Genomic DNA, 16,716 nt, shown 5'->3' on the forward strand with positions numbered 1-16,716 from the left:
GGGCGGCTAAAAAACGGCGCCATTATAGACAAGGGGCGGGGCAATGTCTTTGGCATCCATCGTGCGGTGAAAAGCAGTGTTACGGGATTGGCCGTTTGGATGTTTAGCCGTCTAAATGTAGAATGCCTTCACTAACGCCCCGTTTTGGCGCGCTTTTTTCGCGCCCGCTGCCTTAAAAAAGGAATGCCCATGTCTGCTTTTAACCTGCCTTCTCGCGCCGACCATGTCGGCAGTTTTCTGCGCCCGCCCTACCTTATTGAAGCCCGCGACCGCTACCTCAAGGGCGAAATCAATGCCCAGCAACTGCGGGAAGTGGAAGACAAAGCCATAGCCGAGGTGGTGCAGCTGCAAAAAGACGTGGGCCTCAAGGCCATTACCGACGGCGAGTTTCGCCGCACCTATTTTCATGTGGATTTCCTGCGCCAACTAGGCGGCGTTTTTACCGATGAGCCTCGCACCCACAAGCGCGCCGACGGCAGCGAAGAGCTGACCCCGCCGCTGATTAAGGTCATCGAGAAGGTGCGCCACGTTAAAGACATCCAACTGGCGGACTTTAACTACCTGAAAAGCCTTACCGGCGAGTCCGGCTTGGCCCCCAAGGTCACCATTCCCAGCCCCACCATGCTGCATTTTCGCGGTGGCCGTGGCGGCATAGACGCCATCGCCTACCCCGAGCTTGACCCGGATTTTTATGACGACGTGGCCAAGGCCTACGGTGAGGAGCTGCAATCGCTCTATGACGCCGGTTGCCGCTACGTGCAGATGGACGACACCAACCTGGCCTACCTTTGCGACGAGAAAATGCGCGAAGCGGCGCGCCAGCGCGGCGACGATCCGAACGAGCTGCCCGGCCGCTACGCCGATTTCATCAACAAGGTGGTGGCCCGCAAACCCCAAGGCATGACCCTTGGCATGCACCTGTGCCGGGGCAACTTCAAAAGCACCTATGCCGCCGAGGGTAACTACGAGCCGGTGGCCGAAGCGCTGCTGAGCCAAATGCACATCGACGCCTACTTCCTGGAGTACGACGACCACCGCTCCGGCGATTTTCGGCCGCTGCGCTTCCTCGGCAAAGGCAAAACCGTGGTGCTGGGGCTGATTAGCTCCAAGTTCGGCCAGATGGAAAGTAAAGACGACATCAAGCGCCGCATCGATGAAGCCGCAACATACGCGCCTCTAGAGCAGCTGGCGCTAAGCCCTCAGTGCGGCTTTGCCAGCACAGTGCATGGCAACGACATCGCCTTTGACGAGCAGCGCGCCAAGCTCGAATTGGTGGTGGATATTGCCCGTGAAGTGTGGGGCGACTAACCCTGAAGCATCGAAAAACGGCGCCCAAAGGCGCCGTTTTTTATCCCCTTGGGGTAATGGCCGCCAGGGCCTCGCGGCTGGCGTCATCCACTGGCACATACACCAGCAACCTTTCGCCGTCCCGAGGGGCCGACCACCAGTTGCTTTGTTGCAGGACAATCTCCCCCGCCTGAGGGTGGAAGTAGCGCTTTTGCAGGTTGCTGACGCATTCCACGTTCTGGCGCTGCCACAGCGCGCCAAATTCGTCGGAGGCGGCCATGAATTTGGCCAGCTGCTGCTGCCAAAGGGGGTCGTCAAAATGGCTGGCCATGTTGGCACGGAAGAACGCCACCAGCCGGGGCAGCACGTCTTGCTCGTCAACAATGCTCTGGCGCCAGGTGCGGTTGGTGAGGGCAAGGTAGATACAGTTGCGCTCCGCCACCGGCACCTCGCCAAGGTTCACCCGGGTGAGATCGCAATAAGCCTGGTTAAAGCCGAGGATGTCAAAGCGGGCGTTTTGCACCATGGCCGGCAGCGGGTCGAGCTTGTCGAGCATCAGTTGGTTGGTGGTGCAGAGTTTTTCGCAAGGGGCTTTGGGGGAGCTGGGTTCGGGTTGCCCTGCCAGGCGAAACACATGGCGTTTTTCGGCCGCCGTGCATTGCAGAGCAGTGGTGATGGCCTCCAGCGCCTTGCTGGAGGCTTTGACATTGCGGCCCTGCTCCAGCCAGGTGTACCAGGTGGCGCTGACATCGGCCAGCTGCGCCACCTCTTCACGGCGCAGCCCCGGCGTGCGGCGCCTGCCCACCTTGGGCAGGCCCAGGCGTTTGGGGTCAAGGCTTTCCCGGCGTGAGCGCAGGAAGGCGGCCAAGTCTTTGGCGCGGGGTAGGGAGAGTTCGGTGTCGGTGGCCATGGCTGCCTCAACAAGGTGGTTTTTATACCAGGATAACCAAGCACTGGTACCAGGTTAATGTCCCCGGCAGACTGCCACCCATTGCTGCTGCTGACAAGGTGAAAATATGGCCAAAACACTCACTCAACCCGCTCTGGCCTGGCCCGGCATCCTGGTGCTGCTGGCCGGGCAACTGCTGCCTTTGGTGGATTTTTCCATCATCAACGTCGCCTTGAGCGCCATCAGTCGCGATCTGGGTGCCAGCCATACCGAGCTGGAGCTGGTGGTGGCGGTATACGGCATCGCCTTTGCCGTTAGCCTCGCCCTTGGCGGGCGCCTGGGTGACAAGCTGGGGCGCCGGCGCCTTTTTATCTGGGGCGCGGCGCTCTTTGGCTTGGCGTCCCTGCTGTGCGGCCTGGCTGTTAACGTGCCCATGTTGCTGGCGGCAAGGGTGCTGCAAGGCATAGGGGCGGCGCTGGCGGTGCCGCAGATCCTCGCCACCTTGCATGTCAGCTTAAAAGGCGAAACCCACTCCAAGGCCATTGGCGCCTACGGCTCGGTGGGGGGCGTGGCTTTTATCATCGGCCAGGTGCTGGGCGGCCTGCTGGTGAGCTGGAACATCGCCGGCCTTGGCTGGCGCAGCGTGTTTTTGATTAACCTGCCCATTTGCCTGGCCATCTTGTGGGCGGCGCCGCGCTGGGTGCCACAAACCCGCAGCGACCACGCCCCAGGGCTCGACCTTAAAGGCGCTGGGCTGCTGGCCCTTATTCTCAGTTGCCTGTTGCTGGCCATGTCGCTGGGGCCGGTGCTGGGTTGGCCGCTGTGGGCCAAGGTATTGCCGCTGGCTGCCGCCGCCTTTGCCTGGGTGCTGTGGCAGGTCGAAAAGCGCCAGCCCTTTCCTTTATTGCCGCCAAGGCTTTTTGCCCTGGTGTCGATGCGCTTTGGCCTGCTGCTGGCGCTGCTGTTCTTTGGGAGCTGGGGCGGCTTTATGTTCGTGCTGGCGCTCACCTTGCAGGCTGGCCTTGGCATGAGCCCGGCGCTCTCTGGCGAGTCCTTTATCGCGCTGGGGCTGGTGTTCTTTTTGGTGGCGGTTAACAGCGCCCGGGTCAACCGCCGCCTGGGGCCGGTGCGCACCCTGGTGCTGGGCCATGGCCTTCAGATACCGGGGCTGGCGCTCCTTATTGCCACCTTTCAAAGCCAGTGGCCGGCGATTTCGGTATGGAGCCTGGTACCGGCCACGGCGCTGGTGGGGGCAGGGCAGGCATTGATTGTCGGCTGCTTTTACCGCATCAGCCTTGCCGATGTGGCTCATAGCGACGCCGGCGCTGGCAGCGCCATGCTCTCTACCATGCAGCAATCGGCCCTGGGCCTGGGGCCCGCGCTCTTTGGCGGCGTTTTTGCCTGGCGCCTTGGTGGTGGCAGCTACCCGGCGGCCCTTAGCCTGGCGCTGGAGCTGGAGATTGGCGCCATGGTGCTGCTGGTACTGTGCGCCTGCCATTACGGCTTTAAAGTGCGGCGCAGCGCCCGCCTGGCGGCCGGTTAAAGGCTTTGCGCCAGAAAATCGATAAAGGCTCTGGCCCTTCGTGACAGGCGCCCGGCCGGGTACACCGCATAGAGGTTAACCAGCTCTTTGGTGTACTCGGTCAGCGCCTTTTGCAGCCGCCCTTGGGCCACATCCTGGGCCACATCCCAACTGGCCTTTTTCACCACCCCGGCCCCTTCGATGGCCCAATGCCGCAGCAAGCCGCCGTCGCTACCCATGCGATCGCCCGCCACCTTTACGGTAAACCCCTGGTTTTGATGGCTAAAGTGCCAGTTGCTCTGCGGGCCTGAAGGGCGGCTCATCACCAGGCAATTGTGCTCGGTGAGGTCGCGCGGGTGGCTTGGCATACCCCGGCGTTGCCAATAGGCGGGGGCGGCGCAAATGCAGGCGCTGCCTTGGATAAGCAGCCGCGCCTTGAGGGTGGAGTCTTGCAAGGGGCCGGTGCGAATGCCGATATCCACCCCGTCTTCTACCAAGTCCACCAGGGAGTCAGACAGCATCAGGCTGATATGCACCTGCGGATGCTCTGTCATAAAGCGGTGCACCAACGGGGCCAGCCGGTTGCGGCCAAAGTCGTGCATGGCGGTGATGCGCAAGGGGCCAGCCAGCGGGCCTTGTTCGGTCATGCTGTCCATGGCTTCGTCCAACTGGCCGAGAATGCGTTTGCAGTCGGCCAGGAACTGTTCCCCTTCCGAGGTCAGCGACAACTTGCGGGTCGAGCGGGTGACCAACTGCGCCCCCAAGCGGGTCTCTAAGCGTTTGAGGCTTAAGGTCACAGTGGATGGGGCCACGGCCCGGCGCCTGGCCACCGCCGACATATTGCCCAGATCGGCAATTTCGATAAAAAGGCGCAGGTCGTCGAGCAGGTCCATTATTCATCCTCACCGAAGAGTGGTTTTAGTTTTTGGTCAATTGTCTCGCTCTGGTGCAATGATAGGCTGGGTGCTGAGCTGTTCGCAATCCAAGACCACAGCCCCGGCCCGCGGGGTAAAAGGAGAAAAGACATGCATCAAGTACAACTGGGCAATACCGGCCTTTCCATCGCACCGCTGGTGTTTGGCGGCAATGTATTTGGCTGGACCATCGACGAGAAACAGAGTTTTGCCGTGCTCGACGCCTTCATCGACCATGGCTTCAATGCTATTGATACCGCAGATGTCTATTCGGCCTGGGCGCCGGGTAACCAGGGCGGCGAGTCAGAGACCATCCTTGGCCGCTGGTTCAAGGCCCGCCCCGGTATGCGCGACAAGGTCACCCTTTTTACCAAGGTTGGCTCGGACATGGGTAAACCCGGCCATAAGGGCTTGGGCGGCGCCTGGATAGCCAAGGCGGTGGAAGACTCTCTCTCGCGCCTGCAAACCGAGGTGATTGACTTGTACTTCTCGCATTGGCCTGACCCTGACACGCCCTATGAAGAGACCCTGGCCGCCTACGATACCTTGCTAAAAGCCGGGAAGATCCGCGCCATTGGCGCCTCCAACCTTGACGCCGGGCAACTGGCCGAGGCCTTGAAAGTGGCAGATACCCAAGGTTTGCCGCGCTACCAGGTGCTACAGCCTGAATACAACCTCTACGACCGGCAAGGCTTTGATGGTGCCCTTGGGGCGCTTTGCCTAAAAGAGGAAGTGGGTGTGGTGACCTATTACAGCCTGGCCTCGGGCTTTTTGTCCGGTAAGTACCGCAGCGAGGCCGATCTCGGCCAGTCTGCCCGGGGCCAGGGGATCGCCAAATACCTCAACCCCAGGGGCCTTAAGATCCTTGATGCCCTGGCGGTGGTGGCCGCTAACCATGGCGCCAAGCCGGCCGAAGTGGCCCTGGCCTGGTTGATGGCAAGGCCCCAGGTAAGCGCGCCTATTGCCAGCGCCACCCGGGTTGAGCAAGTACAGAGTTTTGCCAAAGCCGCCGAGCTAAAGCTGGGGGGCGATGAGCTAGCCCTGCTGGATATGGCCAGCAGCTGAATTTTCATGCCGTTGAGGATTGATGATGAACATTGAGCTAAGAGACAAGGTTGCCATCATTACCGGTTCCACCCTAGGCATTGGCTTTGCCACCGCCAAAGGGCTGGCCGAGGCCGGTGCCAAGGTGGTGCTGAACGGGCGCAGCCAGGCCAAGGTCGATAAAGCGGTTGGCGCCCTCAGAGACTTGGTGCCAGACGCCGAGATAACCGGGGTGGCGGCGGATCTGCAAAGCGCCGAAGGCTGCGATACCTTGGTGAAGGCCTTTCCCTTTTGCGACATCCTGGTCAACAACGCCGGTATCTTTGGCCCCCAGGATTTCTTTGAAACCGACGACGCCACCTGGCAGCGCTATTTCGATGTCAACATCATGTCGGCGGTGCGCCTCTCCCGTGCCTACATGCCGGCCATGGCCGACAAAGGCTGGGGTAGGGTTATCTTTCTCAGCTCCGAGTCGGCCCTTAATATCCCCGAAGATATGATCCACTACGGCATGACCAAAACCGCGCTGCTGAGCATCTCCCGTGGCCTTGCCAAGCTGATGCGCGAAACCGGCGTTACCGTTAACGCGGTGTTGCCGGGGCCCACCTTAAGCGAAGGGGTAGCCGAGATGCTGGCAGAGGAAGTGGCTAAAACCGGCAAGGCGCTGGATGAGGTTGGCCGCGATTTTGTGAAGGCCTTTCGGCCCTCGTCCATTATTGGCCGCCCGGCCAGGGTGGAAGAGGTGGCCAACATGATTGTCTATGCCTGCTCCAAGCAAGCGTCTGCCACCACTGGCGCCGCATTGCGGGTAGACGGTGGGGTGGTAGACACCCTGGCCTGAACCCAGGCAACAAAAAAGGCAGCGAAAGCTGCCTTTTTTTGTGCGCTGACTTAGCTGCGTTGGCGGCGAAGCAGCAGCAATGCTGCCAGGCTCAGCCAGCCGAGGCTGCCGCCACCACCGCCGCCACCACCGGTGTCGCTGGTTGAGGGGGTAACGGTGCTGGTTGCCGGGCTTTGGGTCACGGTGACGCTCTGGCTGGCGCTGGCGCCGCTGGGGTCGGTTACCGTTACCGCAAAGACGTAGCGCTGAGTGCTGCTGCTGGCTGGCAGCGCCGCGCTCAAGGTGGCACTGCTGCCATCAAAGCTCAGGCTAGTGCCGCTGGTTTGCTGCCAGCTGTAGCGCAGGGTATCGCCGTCCACGTCCTTGCCAATGGCGGTCAGGCTGAGGGTAGCGGCGCCGCTCAGGCTGGTGCTGCCGCTCAAGGTCAAGGTCGGGGCGTCGTTCACCGCCGCCACGTCAATCACCAGGCTGCGGCTGGCGGTGCTGGTGATACCCACTACCGACAGGTTAAAGGTCGCCTCGCCGTTGAAGTTGGCAGCCGGGGTGTAGACCAGGGTGTCGCCGTTTTGGCTTAAGGTGCCGCTGCTGTTACTGGACAACGACAAGGTCTGGCCGGCAAGGCCCAGAGCCGACAGCGAAATGGTCAGCGGCTGGTCTTCGCTGGTGCTGAAGGTATGGGTTTCGCCCTGGCTGGTGCTTTGGCTCAGCAGCAGGGTGACCAGGGCCGCGCTGGTGAGGCTCTGGCCGTTGGGGCGGTACTGGTTGCTGGCGCTGCTGCCGGTTTCGGTGGCAAAGCCGGCGTTGGAGGTGACCACCAGCATGGCCGGGCCGGTCAGGGCTTGGCCTGTGCCGAGCATCCAGCGGTGCCAGCCGGCCTCGCCATCAAAGCTACCCAACTGGCTGATAAGGCTGCCTGGGCTGTTGCCGCCGGTCCAGCTATAGAGCGCCAGGCTGACGGTGCCGCTGGCGGGCAGGTAGAAATCCACGCCATCGAGGGTGCTGGAGGTTTTATCAAAACCCCAGTAGAGGTTGCCGGCCACCGCTACCGGGCTTGGGTGATAGTGGTGCTGCAACAGGGCGCTGCGGTCATCCTGGCTGATGGCAAGGCTGTAGGACATGGGCAGAGCCGGGTCGCTGATGGCGCTTATCTGCACCGGGCTTTGCTGGCCGTCGCGGGTAACGGGGCTGTATTGGCGCACCGTGGCGTAGCCGGGGAACAGATCGCCGCTGTCGCCTTGGTTGCTGCCGGCGTCAAGGTCGCCGCGGCCATCGGCCTGCACTATGGCCAGTACCGGGCGGCTGACGTCGGTGTTGTCGCTGACCCTGGGGTCGGCTTGGGCCATCAAAAGGCCAGTGCCGGGCAGGCCAGCGTCATAACCGCCGCCCCGGTATTCCAGATACAGCACTTCTCCCAGTTGCTGGCCGCGAAGATAAGGGTCGATATAGAGGGTTTGCACCTGGTTGTCGGCCAGTTGGATATTGCCGTCGGCGTTTTGCACCTCGGCATCACTAAGGCCTGCGGTGGTTTTGGACCAGGCGGTCAGATCCGCCGGTGTCTGGCCAAGGTAGGTGTCGGTGCTGGCTTTGTTCCAGTTGCCGGTGCCCATCAGGCCCCAACGGCCAATGCCGGAAGGCGCGCCGTCCACGTACAAGTCTGGCAGGCCCAGCAGCAAGTGGCCCAGTTCATGGGCGAAAATGCCCATGGTGGCGCCGTGGTCACCTTGCACTTCACCCACCGCCAGGTAATCGCGCAGGTTAACGCCGTCCAGGCTTTGGGTGGGCATCACCCAGCGGTGAGCCCAGATGGCCGGGCCGCTGGCGCCGTAGCTGGCTTCTTCGCCGGCATAGACAAACTGCACCGCCAGCTCGCTGGGGCTTAAGGTGCCGTCACCGTTGCTGTCGAAGGAGGCAAAATCCACATAAGGGTCGGCGGCGGCCAGGGCGGCGGCCAAGGTGCCGTCGATGCCGTAATCACAATCGTTGCCGCAGGCCGGGTGGTCGCGGTTAAGACTGACGTGGACCACGCCGTCGTTGGCGCCTTCACTCTCGGTTGCCGGCACCAGGGTCAGCTGCTGCTGGCTTTGCTCGAGGTAGTAATTGGCAAGGCTCTTACCGCTGCCCCACAGGGTGTCGGTAACATCAAATTGGCTTTGCACATCGTTAAAAGACACAACGATGGTCAGCACCGGGTGCTTGCCGGCAAGGCTGGCTGCTTGTGCCGAGGCACTTTGAGCCGTGGCAGCGGCGCTAAAGGTCGCTTCGCTGCTTGGCTCTTGTGCCAAGTGGGTCGCTACCGGGCGGTAGTGGCTTACCGCAAAGGCCGGGGCCTTATCGGTTGCCGCAACATCCGAGGGTTGTAAGGCGCCGAGCAGCTCACGGGCATAGACCCAGTTGTCACCGCTTTTAACGATGGCCTGGCCTTCGGCGTTTTCATACCAGTTGTTAAAAGCATTGCCTTTGAGCTGCACCACAATGGTGGCACCGCCCGGTTGGGTGAGGGTGATTTGCCGAGGCGCCGGGGCAGATGCCAGGGCCAAGCCGGAAAACAGGGTGCAAGAAGCCAGCACTGCACTGGGCAGTGAACGCGCAAGGAACATCTCCGCCTCCAGACGTCTACGACGAGGTGGTTAAACACAAGGGAATCGACGGGGCAGATTTTACGAAGTGGATATTTTTTGTGCAATACATTGTGCATGGACTGTGTAAGAGATTGTCCATAGTGGTGACGGATGTTAACAGACAGGTGCTGGATTTTTGTTCGTTAGTAGGTTGTTTTGATTGTTGTTTTTTTAATCAGAAAATGCTGATGAACAAACTGGTATGATCTCTAAAATTTTTTTAATTAAATCAGTAGTGTCAAAACATTGGCACAGAAAATGCGAATTGTTTTCGCCCTGCTTTTTAGCAAAGAAAACCCCGGCACCAGGCCGGGGTTTTTGATGGCCTTAGTTGGCCTGATGGATGTGTACGTCCCGCTGCGGGAAAGGGATCTCGATACCCTTGGTATCGAAGGTCTTCTTAACCGTTTCCATGGTCTCGAAGAACACCGGCCAGTAGTTGCCGGCGTCTACCCAGGCCCGCACCGTGAAGTTCACCGAGCTGTCGGCAAGCTCGGAGAGCACGACCATCGGCGCGGGGTCTTTATGGATGCGCTCGTCGGCTTCGAGAATGCCTTTGAGGGTTTCTTTGACCAAGTCGATATTGGCGCCGTAACTGACCCCAAACACGAAATCCACCCGGCGGGTAGGTTCGGCGCTGAAGTTGATCAAGCTATCGTTGGACACCTTGCCGTTGGGGATGATCACCCGTTTGTTATCGGGGGTGGTCATGATGGTGTTGAAGATCTGAATTTCCCTGACGGTACCGGAATAACCGTTGGTCTGGATAAAATCGCCCACCTTGAAGGGGCGGAAGAACAGGATAAGCACCCCGCCGGCAAAGTTGGCAAGGCTGCCTTGCAGCGCCAGGCCAATGGCCAGGCCCGCGGCACCAATCACCGCCACAAAGGAGGTGGTGGCGATACCGATCAAGGAAGCAACCGAGATCAGCAGCAGCACCTTGAAAATAATGCTGACCAGGCTTTTCAAGAAGTGGCGCAGGGTGGGCTCGACCTTGCGCGCCTCCATGCCCTTGTCCACCACTTTGGCAAAGCTGTTGATCAGCCACAGGCCCACCAGCAGCACGATAATGGCCAGCAGCAGCTTGGGCGCATACTGCATCACCAGCTCGATGCCCTGGTCGACGTATTTATTAGCATCTTCAATATGAAGCATTTTCAGTCCCTTCAATTGGTTATCCGCGATACCAGCATGGAGCAGCCACCTGTTGGCGTCAATTGGTGGCCGCCTTGCCGGGCTCGGCAGTATAATCGCGGCCCATGAACGAGAACTTGCTAGAAGACGACATCCACTGGATGCGCCAGGCGATGGCCCTGGCCGACAAAGCCGCTGCCGCCGGGGAAGTGCCAGTGGGTGCGGTGCTGGTCAAAGACGGCCAGGTGCTGGGGCAGGGCTATAACCTCTCCATATCCTTGAACGACCCCAGTGCCCATGCCGAGCTGCAGGCTATTCGCCAGGCTGGCCCGGCCCTTGCCAACTACCGGCTACTGGACTGCACCCTTTATGTCACCCTCGAGCCTTGCGCTATGTGCGCCGGGGCCATGGTTCACGCCCGCATCAAGCGTTTGGTGTTTGGGGCCAGCGACTTAAAAACCGGCGCTGCCGGCTCGGTGATGGACATCTGCCGCCACCAGGCCCTCAATCACCAGTTGGAGGTGACAGCCGGGGTGCTGGAAGCGGAGTGTGCAGAGCAGTTAAGTGGGTTTTTCAAGATGCGCCGGGCGCAGAAGAAGGCCGAGAAAGCGGCTCAGGCGGCGGCGTCTGCCGAGCGCTGCAATTGCAGCAAGGAGTGAATGCGGTTGCGGTGCAGGTTGCGTTTGTGCAGGCGTTTCATCTTCAGGTGACGGCGCCAGTCGTGGCCGCGTAGGGTCCGTTTTTTGGTCAGGGATGAACGGCGTTTCAGCATAGGCTCCTCCTTGGGTACAAAGCCGTTGTCAGTGCCGCCTGTGGCGGTCTTGTCTCTGACATCATAGATACGGCCTTTACGCGCCTTTTTCAATCCTTGGGCGTGACGTTTTCGTTAACGCTGTCATCCGGATCTTGGTCGCTGTCGTCGTCGTCGTCGTCGTCGGCGTCGTCGTTGTCGCTGTTGGCCACCTGCTGGCCTTGCAGCCACACCAGGGTTTCGTAGTAGCGGCGGATGTTATCCACGTATTTGACCGGCTCGTCGCCGCGGGCATAACCGTGGCGGGTCTGGCTGTACCAGGCCTTTTTACGCAGCAGCGGCAGGTTCTCTTTTACATCCACCCAAGAGTTGGGGTCGCCGCCCCGTTTCTCGGTGATGCGCCGGGCGTCCAGCACATGGCCTTCGCCGACGTTGTAAGCGGCCAGAGCAAACCACACCCGCTCGTCCGGCGGGATGGACTCTGGCATACGGTCAAACAGCTGATGCAAATAGTTGGCGCCGCCACGGATGGACTGGGCCGGGTCCAGGCGGTTGCTGATGCCCAGTAAATCGGCGGTGTCCAGGGTCAGCATCATCAGGCCCCGCACCCCGGTAACCGAGGTGGCTGAGGGGTTCCAGTGCGATTCCTGGTAGCTCATGGCGGCCAGCAAGCGCCAGTCAAAATCCCCGGCGTATTTTTCAAAATTGGCCTGGTAGCGCGGCAGTTTGCGGTCAACGGCGCGCATAAAGGAGCGGGTGTCTACGTAGTCGAAGGTGCGCACGTGGCCGTAGTACTTTTCTTCCAGGCGGGCGATAACGCCGGTCTGGCTCATCTCGCCGAAGAACTCAATCAGGGCCGCGTAGAGGCTGTCGTCGTTGTTCTTTTGGAAGGCCCAGGCCACGGGCTGCTCGTCAGAGACGGTAAAACCCACCATCAAATCCGGGTAGAAGCGCCGGTTAAGGGCGAGGTTGTTGGAGTCGGCCACGGTGTAGTCCAAGTGGCCGGCCAGCACCTGCTGCAACAGTTCGTCGGCGTCCATGTCCGAGGTCTCGGTCCATTTGAGGTCCGGGTGGGTCTTGGCCACTTGGGCCAGGCGCTCGGCGTGGGCCGAGTAGGCCATTACCATCAAAGAGCCGTCGGAGAGATCGTCAAAATCACGGGGGCGGCGGTGGCCGCGTTTGTATACCAGTTTTTGGCTCACCGCCTGGTAGGCAGGGGCGAATCGAAAATGCTCGCGCCGCTCGGGGGTGACGCTAAGGCCGGCCGCCAACAGATCGTATTGGCCCTTTTCGAGCTTGGGGAACAGGTCGCTCAGAGAATAGCTGGGCTCAATCTTGAGTTTGACGCCGAGGTAGTCGGCAAACATGGCGGCCAGTTCGTAGTCCAGGCCCGCCGGGCCGTCGGCCGCTTCGTAATAGGTGGTGTCCGAGTAGCGCGTGCCAACGCGTAGCTCTCCCCGTTCGAGGATGCTTTCCAGCTGGCTGCTGTGCTCGGGGGCAGGCGGGTTACCGCCGTCCTGGCAGGCTGCCAGTAGCAGCACCAACGCCGGCCAAAACCCTCGCCACTTTGGGGTGATTTTGCTCATCTGGTGGCGTTTATATCAGAAACCGGCAAAACCGCGAAATCTAACCGTTCGTCTGGATGGGAAAGCAAACGTTTTTCCTCTATAATGCGGCGCCCGAGAACTCCCTCAGTCTGCCCAGGTGACCAATGCCGATTCAAGTCCTGCGAGGCGCTCCCGCCCTGTCCGAGTTTCGACTGGAAAAACTGCTGGCTTCATGCCAGGCCGCACAGCTTCCGGTAACCCAGATTTCCACCAGCTTCGTGCACTTTGCCGAACTGTCCGAGGCGCTGACCAGCGATGAACAGGTCCGCCTGGAAAAACTGCTGACCTACGGCCCCCGCCTGGCCGCTGCCGAGCTGGCAGGGCAGGAATTTATCGTGGTGCCCCGCTTGGGTACCATCTCGCCCTGGTCCTCCAAAGCGACCGACATCGCCCACAACTGCGACTTGGGTAAGGTCAAACGCCTGGAGCGCGGTATTCGTTACCAGCTGGACGTGGCCCTGTCAGACGCTGATGCCAAAGTCTTCAAAGCCCTGGTGCACGACCGCATGGTAGAAGCGGTGCTGGCCAGCGAAGCCGACGCCGAGCTGCTCTTTAAAAAGGCCGAGCCTGGCCGTTATGCCAGCGTCGACATCCTGGGTGAAGGCAAAGCCGCCCTGGAATCGGCCAACCAGCGCATGGGCCTGGCCCTTGCCGACGACGAAATCGACTACCTGGTCGAGAACTTCAAAGCCCTGGGCCGTAACCCCAACGACATCGAACTCTATATGTTCGCCCAGGCCAACTCCGAGCATTGTCGCCACAAAATCTTCAACGCCGATTGGACCATCGACGGCCAGGTGCAGCCCAAGTCCTTGTTCAAGATGATTAAAAACACCTTCGAACAAACTCCGGACTACGTGCTCAGCGCCTACAAAGACAACGCTGCGGTGATGACCGGCTCCACCGCTGGCCGCTTTTTCCCAGACAGCGACAGCCGCGAGTTTTCATACCATGTGGAACCTATCCACATCCTGATGAAGGTGGAAACCCACAACCACCCCACCGCCATTTCTCCCTTCCCGGGCGCCGCTACCGGCTCCGGCGGGGAAATTCGTGACGAAGGCGCCACCGGCGTTGGCGCGCGCCCCAAGGCGGGCCTCTCTGGCTTTACCGTGTCCAACCTGCGTATTCCAGGCGCGGAGCAGCCCTGGGAGCAGGATTTTGGCAAGCCGTCACGCATTGTCACCGCCCTTGAGATAATGACCGACGGCCCTCTGGGCGGCGCTGCCTTTAACAACGAATTCGGCCGCCCGGCGCTCTTGGGCTACTTCCGTACCTATGAAGAAGAAGTGAACTCCTTCAATGGCCGGGAAGTGCGTGGCTACCACAAACCCATCATGATCGCCGGGGGCCTGGGTAACATCCGCGAAGAGCACGTGCAAAAGGGCGAGATCCCGGTTGGCGCCAAGCTCATCGTGCTGGGTGGCCCGGCCATGAACATCGGCCTTGGCGGCGGCGCGGCATCCTCCATGGCCTCTGGCCAGTCTGACGAAGACCTCGACTTTGCCTCAGTGCAGCGCGATAACGCCGAAATCGAGCGCCGCTGCCAAGAGGTGATTGACCGCTGCTGGCAGCTCGGCAACGCCAACCCCATTTGCTTTATCCACGACGTGGGCGCCGGTGGCCTGTCTAACGCCTTCCCCGAGCTGGTGAACGACGGCGAGCGGGGCGGCAGCTTTGAGCTGCGCAACGTGCCCAACGACGAGCCGGGCATGAGCCCGCTGGAGATTTGGTGTAACGAATCCCAAGAGCGCTATGTGCTGGCGGTGCCGGCCGATAAACTGGCCCTGTTTGACGCCATTTGTGAGCGCGAGCGCGCCCCTTACTCTGTGGTGGGTGAAGCCACCGAAGAGAAGACCTTAAAGCTCAGCGACAAGCACTTTGGCGACACCCCCATCGACCTGCCGCTCTCCGTGCTTTTGGGCAAGCCGCCCAAAATGCACCGCGATGTAGAAAGCCGCAGCGCTGCCGGTAACGAACTCAAGTTCGACATCAGCGTGCAAGAGGCTGCCGAGCGCCTGTTGCGCCTGCCCACCATCGCCGAGAAGACCTTCCTGATTACCATCGGCGACCGCTCCGTGGGCGGCCTTACCGCCCGCGACCAGATGGTTGGCCCCTGGCAAATCCCGGTGGCCGACGTGGCCGTTACCGCTGCCAGTTTTGACACCTACTACGGCGAAGCCATGGCCATGGGCGAGCGCACCCCGGTGGCGCTTTTGAACCACGCCGCTTCGGCCCGTTTGGCGGTGGCTGAATCCATCACCAACATCGCCGCCAGCGCCATTGGCGATCTCAAACGCATCAAGCTCTCTGCCAACTGGATGGCCGCCGCCGGCCACCCCGGCGAAGACGCTGGCCTTTATGAAGCGGTGAAAGCCGTGGGCGAAGAGCTGGCCCCAGCCCTTGGCATCACCATACCAGTGGGCAAGGACTCCATGTCCATGAAGACCCAGTGGGACGGCAAGGCCGTTACTGCGCCGCTGAGCCTTATCATCACCGCCTTTGGCCGTGTTGAAGACGTGCGCAAAACCGCGACTCCGCAGCTGAAAACCGACAAAGGCGCTACCCGCCTGTTGCTGATTGACCTTGGCGCCGGCAAACAGCGCCTGGGCGGCAGCTGCCTGGCCCAGGTGACCCGTCAGCTGGGTACCGAGACCCCAGACTTGGACGACGTAGCGGCCTTTAAAGGCTTCTTCCACGCCGTGCAAGAGCTGCTGCTGGACGGCAAGCTGCTGGCCTACCACGACCGCTCCGACGGCGGCCTGTTCGTCACCCTGGCCGAGATGGCCTTTGCCGGCCACGTGGGTATCGACGCCGATATCAGCGCCCTGGGCGGCGACGCCATGAGCGCCTTGTATAACGAAGAGCTGGGCGCCGTTATCCAGGTGCGCGAAGAAGACCTCGACGCTATCAACAAGGTGCTGGCCGGCCACGGCATCAAGCACCTGGTGCACGACATCGGTACGCTCAATGGCGACGACAGCGTGCGCTTTAGCAAAGACGGCAGCGAAGTGCTGGCGGCCAAGCGCGGCGTGCTTCGCGGTATCTGGGCCGAAACCACCCACCAGATGCAAAAGCGCCGTGACAACCCGGTCTGCGCCGACGAAGAGTTTGCGCTGAAAACCGACGACAGCGACCCTGGCATCAGCCCGGTGCTCACCTTCGATATCAAAGAAGATGTGGCCGCCCCTTACATCATCAAAGGCGTGCGCCCCACCATCGCCATCTTGCGTGAGCAGGGCGTCAACTCCCAGCAGGAAATGGCCGCCGCCTTTACCCGCGCCGGGTTCCGCGCCATCGACGTGCACATGTCCGACATCCTCTCTGGCCGTGAAGATCTCACCAAGATGCAGGGCCTGGCGGCCTGTGGCGGCTTTAGCTACGGCGACGTGCTGGGCGCCGGTGAAGGCTGGGCCAAGTCCATCCTCTTTAACGAGCGTGCCCGCGCCGCCTTCGAGGCCTTCTTCGGCCGTGGCGACACCCTGGCCCTTGGCGTCTGTAACGGCTGCCAGATGATGTCCAACCTCAAAGACATTATCCCCGGTGCCGAGCACTGGTCCCGTTTCGTGACCAACCGCTCCGAGCGCTTCGAAGCCCGGGTAGCCACCCTGCTGCTGGAGAAGACTCCGTCACTGTTCTTTACCGACATGGAAGGGGCCCGCCTGCCCATCGCCGTATCCCACGGTGAAGGCCGCGCCGAGTTCGTCAGTGACGCTCACTTCGCCGCCCTTAACGGTTCCGGCAAGGTAGCTGCCCGCTACGTGGACAACCATGGCCAGGTCACCGCCCAGTACCCCCTGAACCCCAACGGCTCACCGGAAGGTATTGCGGCGCTTACCACTGTGGACGGCCGCGTCACCATCATGATGCCGCACCCCGAGCGGGTACACCGCACCATCGCCCATTCCTGGCACCCCGAGGAGTGGGGCGAGAATGGTCCTTGGATGCGGATGTTCCAGAATGCGCGCAAGGCGATTGGTTAAGCCTGCGGCTTGGCTTTAGAGCAATAAAAAACCCCGCGAAAGCGGGGTTTTTTATTGAGTGTGAATTCTCATTGATTGGCGTTCCTTTAGGGCTGTTTTGACGCGGATGATTCCTTTGTCCGCCGG

Annotated in this window: 12 protein-coding genes; 6 read left to right on the forward strand and 6 right to left on the reverse strand. The window is 61.0% G+C overall.

Translation table 11 applies throughout. The annotated features are described in order from the left end of the window. The first annotated feature begins 189 nt into the window (after nucleotides 1-189). The gene (locus AC22G1_RS05170) at nucleotides 190-1,308 is read left to right on the forward strand and encodes a 5-methyltetrahydropteroyltriglutamate--homocysteine S-methyltransferase (RefSeq protein ID WP_487315819.1); all 1,119 of its coding nucleotides are present in this window, start codon (nucleotides 190-192) and stop codon (nucleotides 1,306-1,308) included. Nucleotides 1,309-1,348: 40 nt separating this feature from the next. On the opposite strand, the gene AC22G1_RS05175 is transcribed toward AC22G1_RS05170, so the two are convergent. Next, the gene (locus AC22G1_RS05175; protein WP_487315820.1) at nucleotides 1,349-2,197 is read right to left on the reverse strand and encodes a helix-turn-helix transcriptional regulator; all 849 of its coding nucleotides are present in this window, start codon (nucleotides 2,195-2,197) and stop codon (nucleotides 1,349-1,351) included. Between the two features lie 106 nt (nucleotides 2,198-2,303). Here AC22G1_RS05175 and AC22G1_RS05180 point away from each other — a divergent pair, with 106 nt between their 5' ends. Continuing rightward, nucleotides 2,304-3,719 (forward strand): MFS transporter, encoded by a 1,416-nt coding sequence (locus tag AC22G1_RS05180; RefSeq protein WP_487315821.1) that lies wholly within the window; start codon nucleotides 2,304-2,306, stop codon nucleotides 3,717-3,719. On the opposite strand, the gene AC22G1_RS05185 is transcribed toward AC22G1_RS05180, so the two are convergent. Next, a complete protein-coding gene (locus AC22G1_RS05185; protein WP_487315822.1) occupies nucleotides 3,716-4,591 on the reverse strand; it encodes a LysR family transcriptional regulator in 876 nt (291 codons plus the stop codon). The genes AC22G1_RS05180 and AC22G1_RS05185 overlap by 4 nt on opposite strands. A 132-nt stretch (nucleotides 4,592-4,723) precedes the next feature. On the opposite strand from AC22G1_RS05185, the gene AC22G1_RS05190 reads away from it, so the two are divergent. Then, nucleotides 4,724-5,677 carry an aldo/keto reductase gene (locus AC22G1_RS05190; protein ID WP_487315823.1) on the forward strand — a complete coding sequence of 318 codons (954 nt, stop codon included), beginning with the start codon at nucleotides 4,724-4,726 and terminating at the stop codon, nucleotides 5,675-5,677. 25 nt (nucleotides 5,678-5,702) lie between these two features. Next, complete coding sequence (locus AC22G1_RS05195) at nucleotides 5,703-6,497, forward strand: SDR family NAD(P)-dependent oxidoreductase (RefSeq protein ID WP_487315824.1); 795 nt, start codon at nucleotides 5,703-5,705, stop codon at nucleotides 6,495-6,497. A 50-nt stretch (nucleotides 6,498-6,547) separates the two neighbouring features. Here AC22G1_RS05195 and AC22G1_RS05200 read toward each other — a convergent pair whose 3' ends face one another. Then, nucleotides 6,548-9,094, reverse strand: coding sequence for a M6 family metalloprotease domain-containing protein (locus tag AC22G1_RS05200; protein WP_487315825.1), 2,547 nt, complete (start codon nucleotides 9,092-9,094; stop codon nucleotides 6,548-6,550). A gap of 348 nt (nucleotides 9,095-9,442) precedes the next feature. Further along, nucleotides 9,443-10,270: a mechanosensitive ion channel family protein gene (locus tag AC22G1_RS05205; RefSeq protein ID WP_487315826.1), complete on the reverse strand. Its 828-nt coding sequence runs from the start codon at nucleotides 10,268-10,270 to the stop codon at nucleotides 9,443-9,445. Between the two features lie 104 nt (nucleotides 10,271-10,374). Between AC22G1_RS05205 and tadA the strand changes: the two genes are divergently transcribed. Next, nucleotides 10,375-10,908: a tRNA adenosine(34) deaminase TadA gene (gene tadA, locus AC22G1_RS05210; RefSeq protein WP_487315827.1), complete on the forward strand. Its 534-nt coding sequence runs from the start codon at nucleotides 10,375-10,377 to the stop codon at nucleotides 10,906-10,908. Here the strand turns inward: tadA and AC22G1_RS05215 are convergent. Together AC22G1_RS05215 and mltF are read right to left on the reverse strand one after the other, a co-directional pair. Continuing rightward, nucleotides 10,863-11,021: a hypothetical protein gene (locus tag AC22G1_RS05215; RefSeq protein ID WP_157052851.1), complete on the reverse strand. Its 159-nt coding sequence runs from the start codon at nucleotides 11,019-11,021 to the stop codon at nucleotides 10,863-10,865. The two genes, tadA and AC22G1_RS05215, sit on opposite strands and share 46 nt — an antisense overlap. An 89-nt stretch (nucleotides 11,022-11,110) precedes the next feature. After that, entirely contained in the window at nucleotides 11,111-12,586 is a 1,476-nt protein-coding gene (gene mltF, locus AC22G1_RS05220; RefSeq protein WP_487315828.1) for a membrane-bound lytic murein transglycosylase MltF, read from the reverse strand. 125 nt (nucleotides 12,587-12,711) lie between these two features. Between mltF and purL the strand changes: the two genes are divergently transcribed. Beyond that, a complete protein-coding gene (gene purL, locus AC22G1_RS05225) occupies nucleotides 12,712-16,590 on the forward strand; it encodes a phosphoribosylformylglycinamidine synthase (RefSeq protein ID WP_487315829.1) in 3,879 nt (1,292 codons plus the stop codon). Nucleotides 16,591-16,716: the final 126 nt, after the last annotated feature.

The organism is Gallaecimonas zhanjiangensis (assembly GCF_057624825.1).